This window comes from Actinomycetota bacterium, from assembly GCA_018334075.1.
Classification (GTDB): Bacteria; Actinomycetota; Coriobacteriia; order Anaerosomatales; family UBA912; genus JAGXSC01.
The window spans coordinates 1-9444 of record JAGXSC010000026.1 but is presented as its reverse complement, the minus strand read 5'-3'; the positions used below and the strand labels follow the sequence as shown (position 1 = coordinate 9444).

8 protein-coding genes are annotated in these 9444 nt (G+C 38.2%); all 8 read left to right on the top strand.

Features of this window, described 5'->3' with window-relative positions; all coding sequences use genetic code 11:
• Positions 1-690: phosphoadenosine phosphosulfate reductase (locus KGZ89_03970; protein ID MBS3974004.1), on the top strand; the 690-nt coding region annotated here is incomplete at its 5' end.
• Positions 691-692: 2 nt separating this feature from the next.
• Positions 693-1571, top strand: coding sequence for a DUF4007 family protein (locus tag KGZ89_03965; protein MBS3974003.1), 879 nt, complete (start codon positions 693-695; stop codon positions 1569-1571).
• A 28-nt stretch (positions 1572-1599) separates the two neighbouring features.
• Positions 1600-5244: a hypothetical protein gene (locus tag KGZ89_03960; GenBank protein ID MBS3974002.1), complete on the top strand. Its 3645-nt coding sequence runs from the start codon at positions 1600-1602 to the stop codon at positions 5242-5244.
• Between the two features lie 12 nt (positions 5245-5256).
• Positions 5257-6396, top strand: a complete 1140-nt coding sequence (locus KGZ89_03955; GenBank protein MBS3974001.1) for an aminotransferase class V-fold PLP-dependent enzyme — start codon at positions 5257-5259, stop codon at positions 6394-6396.
• Between the two features lie 12 nt (positions 6397-6408).
• Complete coding sequence (locus KGZ89_03950; GenBank protein MBS3974000.1) at positions 6409-6699, top strand: hypothetical protein; 291 nt, start codon at positions 6409-6411, stop codon at positions 6697-6699.
• 22 nt (positions 6700-6721) lie between these two features.
• Positions 6722-8911: a DEAD/DEAH box helicase family protein gene (locus KGZ89_03945; GenBank protein ID MBS3973999.1), complete on the top strand. Its 2190-nt coding sequence runs from the start codon at positions 6722-6724 to the stop codon at positions 8909-8911.
• Positions 8912-8926: 15 nt separating this feature from the next.
• Complete coding sequence (locus KGZ89_03940; protein MBS3973998.1) at positions 8927-9091, top strand: hypothetical protein; 165 nt, start codon at positions 8927-8929, stop codon at positions 9089-9091.
• Positions 9082-9444 (top strand): AAA family ATPase (locus KGZ89_03935; GenBank protein ID MBS3973997.1); only part of this gene is annotated, 363 nt, incomplete at its 3' end. The genes KGZ89_03940 and KGZ89_03935, both read left to right, overlap by 10 nt.

Here is a 9444-nt window from a genome sequence, read left to right as displayed (position 1 = left end):
CTTGGCTATGACCGGGTAGGATGTTGGTGTTGCCCGAACAATAATGAAAGAGCACAACTCTTGTCCCGGATTTATATGTCGGAGCAGGCTGAGAGATGGCGTAAGTTTTTGATAGATTTCGCTATAAAGATCGGCAAGCCCGATGCCGAAGTCTATGTTGACAGCGGCAAATGGAAAGCTCGTCAGGGTGGTAACGGTATTGCCGCTGCGGAAGAAGTCAAAATTAAATTTACTAATTGTACAACTGAGGAAAACGCAAAAGTATATAAGCTTAATAGTCCGATTGATGATAGCTTTTTGAATTTACTGACTCCATTTGGCAAGGTTACTAAGGAACTTGGGCGAAAGCTTATTAATGAAACCATTGTTTTGGATATAAAAACCAATGTGCCAATTTTATCGATTCAGCCCTTTTCACAGGATGGATATGATTATGCAGTAAAAGTCAAGACCATGAATGTAGCAAAGCATGATGATCTGCAAAGAATGGTCGGCTATCAGGTGAGGAAATTCAATGCCTGCCGTAAATGTTTAAAATGTGAATCGCTGTGTAGATTTGGTGCCATCTCAATTATCAGTGATGAATACCGAATCAGCGAGAGCAAGTGTAAGCGTTGTAAGATGTGCGTTACTGCAAAATATCTTGAAGGCGGTTGCATGATGGACAAATACCTCAAGACAAAGGAGTAAATATGAGATTTAGAGCACATGATACCTTTTTTATACGAAAAGGCTGGCTATATAAAGGAATGAAAAATGTTGTCCACGACAGAACAGTCTTTATGGGCGACAACGGAAATCCTATGGATATTTTAGGTATAGGTGCAAATATGGTTAAGTCCCTGCGGTACTGGCTGCAAGCTGTCGGGCTTACTGCTGAGCCATCGCAGGGCAAGAAATATCAAACCCTTACCCCTTTTGGTGAAATCATCTATGAAAATGACAGATACATCGAAGAAATAGGAACGCTGTGGCTTTTGCATTATAAACTTGCAACTAACGAAGCTGATGCAACGGCATGGTATTACTTCTTTAATGAATTTAATCGAAACGAGTTTAATCGGGATGATTTTGTAAAGCAGCTCAATGCATACATCCTGCTGAACGAATCAGAGGTTTCCGAGCGTTCATTAGATGATGATTTTAACTGTATTGTTAACACCTATGTACCAAGAATTAAGTCCAATCCCGGCAGGGTGCATCCAGAAAGCAATATAGACTGTCCGCTTGGTGAGTTATCGCTTGTGGATATAGTAAATAAAAAGGCAAAGACCTATAAAAAAAGTGTACCTAAGCTTGACAGTGTTCACCCGCTTGTAGTCCTTGCGGTCATCATTGATCAAGCTAAAGGAGAAAAGCAAATTAAGATATCTTCTATTCAGAACGATAAATGTAATGCTGGTAAAGTGTTTAACCTCGATATTATCACACTGACCAGCCTGCTTAATAAAATAGAGCTTATGGGATTCATCAAGGTTGTTCGGACAGCTGGGCTTGATGTTATAGACATTGAAAGAGAAATTGACTTTTTAGGGTGTGTCAGGGAATACTACGGCGCAATCAATAGATAAACACCCCCCCTAAGAATGGAGATAGAGTATGAGTGGTAAGAAAATATGGGTCGAGAAAGGTTTTCAAACATCCATTAATATCGCCTATGACCTGCACAATGAAAATAAAGTGAAAAGCTTTATTCCTACGATGTCATCTATTGACGTCATTGAGGATGTTCTTCTCAGCACCAGTGTACAGGAAAGAGGCAGAGCAAGAATATTAATTGGAGCATATGGCAGAGGAAAATCGCACATTGTACTCATGCTCATGTCGCTTCTTTTTAAGAAAGACATAGCTTTGTTCGAAGTGCTTTTGAATAAAATAAGGGAACAAAATCCAAAACTACATGGGTTTATTACAGACTATATAAACAGCGATAAAAAACTGCTACCTATTATAGTTAGCGGAAGCAGCACAAGTATTACTCAATCGTTTTTGAGCGCGTTGCAAACAGCCCTAAAAAACGAAAACTTGACAAATCTAATGCCTGAAACCAACTTCAAGGCGGCTGTCAATACTATAGAACTTTGGGAAAATCAATACCAGGATACATATAAGAAGTTTGTTGCTGAACTTAATGTACCCATTAATGACTTTATCGTTTCCTTGAAAGAATACGATGTGAGTGCATATGAGAAGTTTAACAAGCTTTATCCAACCCTCACATCCGGTAGTGCTTTTAACCCGTTCCTCGGTTTTGATGTAGTGGAGCTCTATGAGAAGGTTGTAGACAAACTAAAGGACGAAGGATTTAACGGGGTATATATCATTTATGACGAATTTAGCAAATATCTGGAGGCAAGCATTGCCAATACTACGATCAGCGACATAAAGCTACTACAAGACTTTGCGGAGAAATGCGACCGCAGCGGCGAAAAGCAAATGCACCTGATGCTAATATCTCATAAGGACATCGCAAACTACATTGATAAAAACCTTCCGAAAGATAAGGTTGACGGTTGGAGAGGTGTTTCTGGCAGATTTAAGCATATTAATCTGCATAACAATTTTTCACAGATGTATGAGATCATATCTGCTGTTATAAAGAAAGATGAGGACTATTGGGCTGATTACTGCCAGGAGAATGAAACACGCTTTAAAAGTTTGATTGAACGTTTTAAGGCAAACGGTATACTTGAAAAGAATGATGATACCACAGCTCAGACTGCAGCTATTGGCTGCTATCCGCTGCATCCGATTTCAACCTTCATCCTCCCAAGACTCTCCGAAAAGGTTGCACAGAACGAGAGAACATTGTTTACATTTTTATCATCGGATAACAAGCACACCCTATCCGCATTTTTAGAAGATGCGAAGGGTGATTTTCCTATGCTTACCCCTGATTATGTGTATGATTACTTTGAGCCACTTTTAAGAAAAGAGCCTTATACGAGCGAAATTCACAAGCTTTATGAAACTACATCAAAGGTGCTTCAAAAGCTCGACGAGGACTCCCTAGCTTCTAAAATTGTCAAAACCATTTCACTGATCTACATTGTGGAGCAATTTGAAAAACTGTCTCCAATAAAAGACATAATCATAGGCACCTTCAGAGACAGTGTTTCCGATGTTAAGGTTATTGATGATGTACTTGCAGAGCTTATTGAAAAAGAGTGTATTATTTATCTCAAAAGAAGCAACGGCTATCTGAAAATCAAGGAAAGCTCGGGCGTTGACATCGGTGCTGAGATTCAGAATGTTATTGATAAGACCAGGCAGACTTTGAGCGTTAAGGACATTCTGAATAAATCCTCCTTTGATAGCTATATGTATCCTACTGCCTATAATGATGAAATGGAGATAACAAGATACTTTGATTTCACCTTTATTGACAGCTTAGAGTTCTTCTCTGTAACAGATTGGGGAAGAAAGATTGAAAACCTAAGCGCAGATGGCGTAGTGTATGCAATTATTCCTCGTAGCAACGAAGAAATCGAACAACTCAGAAATGCTATCAAAAGCAGCAATTGTAACCACAATAGAATTATTTTTGTGTTACCTGTACGCTTTATGGATATTGAAAAAATAGCTTTTGAGTTTAAAGCAGTAACGATGCTAAAGGACCTGGCTTCTGATGATGATCTTCTATCTGATGAATATGATATTTATATTGAGGATTTAGAAGAAGTTATCGGTAGATATATTTTGTGCTTTACCCGCCCGGAAACAGGAGAAGCCGAGTACTATTGGAACGGTGAAAAACAACCGTTTAAGAGAAAGGCACAAATCTCTGCTAAGCTCTCAGAAATTTGTGCACAAACCTATCCAAACACACCTATTATCAATAACGAATCCATAAATAAAGATAGTTTGCCGACTGTTGCAATTAACAGCAGGAGCAAGCTTATTTCAGGCCTGCTTGAGAACGAGTTAAATGTGAATTTAGGGCTTACCGGAACGGGTCAAGACGTTTCGTTTATGAGAAGTACCCTGATACAGACAGGTATCCTCTCAAATGAACAAGTAAAGCCTGTTTTGACTCTTACACCTGAAGATGTGAATATGGCAAACACGTTGCGCGAGATACAAGAGTTTTTCAATAATGCCAACGCAAACGAGGGGCAGAATTTCAAAGATTTGTACGACAGATTGACTCTGCCCGAATTTGGTTACGGAATTAAAAAAGGGGTTATCCCCATCTATATTGCTGTAGTGCTTCACTTCTTCAAGAAGTATCTTGTCATCAAGAACAGGAACGAAGAAGTTAAAATTACAGCGGATCTCCTTAATAGTATTAACGAAAATCCAAAGGCTTTTACCGCCTTTATGGAGGATTGGAATGAAGATAAGTCAGCCTATATTGATAGCCTGGCAGATCTCTTTTCGGATTATGTTATTTCAAAAGAAAAGGACTACAACTCATTTACTTATGTTGTGTCCGCTATGTCACGCTGGTACATGAGTCTGCCTAAGTATGCGAAGGAGTTAAAGACAAACTATAAAGGAAAGGATGCTTCGCCTGAAAAAATATCTCCTGCACAAGTCAAATTTATCGGGAGCTTAAAGCAGATCGACATCAATGCTCGAGAATATCTGTTCGAGAAGATGTTTGATATTTTCGGATACAAAGAGTTTACGGTGGACATCGTTGACAATATCAGAAGCTCAAAATCTACCTTTGATCGTGCTAAAATTGGACTCATCAAACATCTGATAAACGATGTGAAAGACGTTTTCAAGGCTGGTCAAGCTGATAATGCTACATTGACGTCCATTATCAAAGATTTTATTGAAAGATTAAAGCCTACTACGCTGAGCTACTTATTCCCTAATGAAGAACATAAGGTTCTGCAGCTCATGAGCAGTATTGGCAATGATGAAAAGACATTCATCGAAAGGCTTGCAAAAGCAGTTACCGACCTGAGAATTGACGATTGGACTGCAGATACGATTTCCGAATTTACAGTAGAATTAGAAAAGATTAAGAAAACAATTTTAGAGTATGATTTAACTGCAGCACAGGTTGAACATTCAGCAGTAAGCTCAAATAGTTACAAAGTGTCGTTTGTAGGAAAAGATGGTGAAGAAGTTGTTAAGTCCTTTGATAAAACAACTTACAGCGATAGAGGCAAGCTCCTCTACAATGAAATAGCCACGGCTCTCAATGATATGGGCCAGTCAATTTCAGAACAAGAAAAAAGACAAATCCTTATGGAGTTTATTGAAAAGATGTGTGGGGGAGGGATCTAACAGTTGGATAAAATAGCTTATTTCAATAATGCTGCTACCACCTTCCCTAAGCCGGAAGAAGTGTATAGTTTTGTAGATAAATATTATCGTGAGACGGGAATTAACTCTGGTCGTGGACAAAATAACTCTGCAAGTAAACTTACTCAAGATACTAGAAATTTAATGATGGAGCTGTTCCACTGCCCTGCTAAGAAGGTAGTATTTACCCCATCGGCAACGGAAGCAATCAACATTATTTTGCAAGGATTGTCTATATCGGACAATTTTAACATTTATGTTTCGCCCTTTGAACATAATGCGGTTACTAGGGTGCTGAATTATTTGCAAGGTTTATATAAACTGAACATTATTACCTTGTCCGTTACCGAAAGGGAGCTAACCTACGATTTAGAAAAAATCAAATATCAGTTTGCTGAGAATAGACCCAACATTGTAATAATGAGCCATGCGAGTAACGTGTGTGGCGTGGTAGCTCCTATATACGATATTTGCACGATGTCGCACCAATACGGATCAATTAACGTGGTCGATATGTGCCAAACTGCGGGACTTATAAATATGGATTTAAGCAGTAATATCTATGATTTTGGGGTTTTTGCTGGACACAAGACCTTATACGCCACCTTTGGCATTGCAGGATTTATTTGTAATGGTGATATCAAGCTTAAACCTCTTATTTATGGCGGCACAGGAATTGATTCTGCAAATCCAAATGTACCTGATACAATTCCTGAGAGATATGAAGTCGGCAGCCAAAACATAATGGCAATAGCTGGGTTGAATGCTGCTTTGAATTGGATAAAGAAAACAGGGATAGATCGTATCTATGCCAAAGAAAAAGAAAACCATAAAAAGTTATTTGCTTTATTAAGTAAGTATAAAAATATCAGAATTATTGCTCCTTCAGATGCCGCCGATGCTGTTGGCGTTGTGTCCTGTGTCTTTGATGGTTACAGCAGCGACAATATCGGTCAGACATTGGGTGAACAGGGGGTCGAGGTTAGAACAGGACTTCACTGTGCGCCATTTGCTCATCAGTTTTTAGGTACTTTCCCTGCTGGAACAGTTAGATTTAGCGTGAGCTATTTCAATACAGATGACGACTTTGTAAAGCTTGGACAAGCGTTAGACTATATTTACGAAAACGGTTAGGAGTGATATAAAGTGAGAGAACGAGAGTTTGAGAATTATTTACTCGAAGATGAAAATATAGTCAGCAAAGTCAAAGCTGTGCGTTCAAGAGTAAATAAGGCACGAATGATAGAGCGGCACTTTGATACTTCTCTTGACTATATCGTATCGGATGATAAAAGGATGTATGAATCCTTGCTTAAAATAAAAACTGAAATGAATGACGTAAACGGAAATATCTCAAATGCTTTGCGAAAATATTATCATTTTGCTAATAACAAGATTTTTCCAACACTTGGAGCATATATAGATAACTTGGAATAGCAAGACGGAGGTGAACTTCAAGTTGAGCTTACAGGATATAAGCATAAAAAATGAATATCGATCTCTTATCGATAATGTCGCTAAGGATTTTTACATCCCCTTGCTAAGACAGGCAAATTTGTATAGAAGAGCTGTTGGCTTTTTCTCTTCATCTGCCCTTGTAGAAATATCCAAGGGGATTGCAGGGCTTGTTGAAAATGGCGGAAAAATTCAATTAGTAGCTTCCCCTCATCTTTCGGAGGACGACATTGACGCAATTCGCAAGGGGTATGAGTTAAGAAATGAAATCATTGAGAAGGCATTGCTTCGTGAACTGCACGATGCTAAAAGTGTCTTTGAGCAAGATAGATTAAATTTGTTGGCTCAATTAATTGCAGATGGCATATTGGATATAAAAATCGCCTTTACAGAAAATGAAGGCAACTTGGGAATGTACCATGAAAAGATGGGTATCATCAGCGATAATGATGGCAATAAAGTTGCGTTTTCTGGGTCAATGAATGAATCTGCTACAGCTATGATGATTAACTATGAGGCCATTGATGTTTTTTGCTCATGGGATGATGAAAAGGGCAGAGTTACAGCTAAGGAAAATGCTTTCACAGCCATTTGGAATGATAATGAGCCTAATATTTCAATCATAGATTTCCCTAATCTTAAATCTGAAATTATTGAAAGATATAAGCGAACTCCACTTGAATACAACATTGACAAGAAGGAATTTGGCGAGGAAATATATTTACGCGAAGCCACGAATGCATACGGTATAGGAGCAGTTATTCCTTCTAATATTCAACTTCACAAATATCAAGAAGAAGCTATTGATAAATGGGAAAAACAAAATTTCCGGGGCATTTTTGATATGGCAACTGGTACGGGTAAAACATACACGGGCCTTGGGGCTATTGTTCGGTTGTGCGAGATATTAAAAGACAAGATTGCAGTGATAATTGTATGCCCCTATCAACATTTAGTTGAGCAGTGGGTTGAAGACATAAGGCTGTTTAATATAGCCCCGATTATTGGTTATAGCAACTCCCCCCAAAAGGATTGGAAGAAAAAGCTTGCGGATGCAGTGAGAAATCAAAAAATAGGAGTAAGGGGTAAGGAGTTTTTTTGCTTTGTCTGCACTAACGCAACTTTTGCATCCGATATGGTACAAGCACAGATAGAAAAAATAAAAGGTGATGCCCTACTTGTTATTGATGAAGCTCATAATTTTGGAGCAACAAGGCTAAGTGCATTGTTGCTAGAAAAGTTTAAATATAGATTGGCTCTGTCTGCTACACTCGAAAGGCATAATGACGAAGAGGGTACTGAAAGACTTAAAGCTTACTTTGGTCAAAAATGTATTGAGTATTCGCTAGATAGGGCGATTGTGGAACACAAGCTAACTCCATATAAGTATTACCCGGTTGTTGTTTCACTTAATGAGGCGGAACTTGAAAAGTATGCACAGCTATCCTATGAGATGTCGAGAAACTTGATAAAAAGTAGAAATGGGAAGCTAAAGCTTAGCAAATATGGCGAGATACTGGCCTTAAAGAGAGCAAGAATTGTTGCAGCTGCATCTGAAAAGATTGAAAAGCTCAGAGAGAAAATTACACCGTATAAAGACGAAAATTATTTATTGGTATATTGCGGTGCGACCTCAATGTTAAATGAAAACAGTGATTTCTCGGATACCTCTGAAGATGACATTAGACAAATCCAAGTAGTAACAGACCTTTTAGGAAATGAACTGAAAATGCGGGTATCACAATTCACCTCTCGAGAAAAGGTGGATGAGCGGTCCATCCTTAAAAAGGAATTTGAAAAAGGTGATACCTTGCAAGCATTGATCGCCATTAAGTGTTTAGATGAGGGCGTTAATATTCCCAAAATTAAAACCGCCTTTATCCTCGCAAGTACAACAAACCCAAAGGAATATATACAAAGGCGTGGACGTGTTTTGAGATTGGCAAATGGTAAGGATTACGCAGAAATATACGACTTTGTAACCCTGCCTCGACCTCTTGACGAAGTATCTTCTTTAACCGAAGAACAGATGAAGCGCGATATAACACTAGTGAAAAATGAGTTAAACAGAGTAGAAGAATTTGCGAGAATTGCAATGAACTCTATGGAAGCTAGTAGTCTTATATGGGAAATTAAAGAAGCTTATGGAATAGACGAAGAAAATATAGATTTTACTACTGAATCTGAATTTTAAGAGGGGGTTATAGCTATGAAGGAAATTAATGGTGTCCAGATTGACGAGAAAAAAGCGCAGCGGCTTCTTCAAAAGCTTATTATGATGGAGAAAAAGAACCTTATGTCAAAGCAGTTTGGTGATCCTGAAATGGTTAAAAAGATCAAGAAAATGATTGAGGAGGAAGTCGAATGCTTTTAAAATCTTTAAAAATGATAAACTTCCGCCAATTTATAAATGAAGAAATTGATTTTGCAGCTGATAGTGAGAGAAATGTTACTGTAATCATGGGTGAAAATGGTGCAGGAAAAACAACTATTTCTCAAGCATTTTCTTGGTGTCTTTATGGGGATACAGATTTCGATGATAAGCTAATGCTTAATAAAATTGTGGCTTCACAGATGATACCTAATGAAGAAAAGACAGTTAAGGTACAGTTAGATCTTATTCACTCAGGTATTGAATATACGATTATTACGGAGCAAAACTATAAAAAGGAATTTTCTAACAAGCTAAAGCCAAATAACGTCATTAGGAATATTGCTTACAAGAAC

Bases quoted from the DNA above. Each gene is read 5' to 3' on its own strand.
- KGZ89_03965 (MBS3974003.1), top strand. From the start codon at position 693: ATGAGATTTAGAGCACATGATACCTTTTTTATACGAAAAGGCTGGCTA.
- KGZ89_03960 (MBS3974002.1), top strand. From the start codon at position 1,600: ATGAGTGGTAAGAAAATATGGGTCGAGAAAGGTTTTCAAACATCCATT.
- KGZ89_03940 (MBS3973998.1), top strand. From the start codon at position 8,927: ATGAAGGAAATTAATGGTGTCCAGATTGACGAGAAAAAAGCGCAGCGG.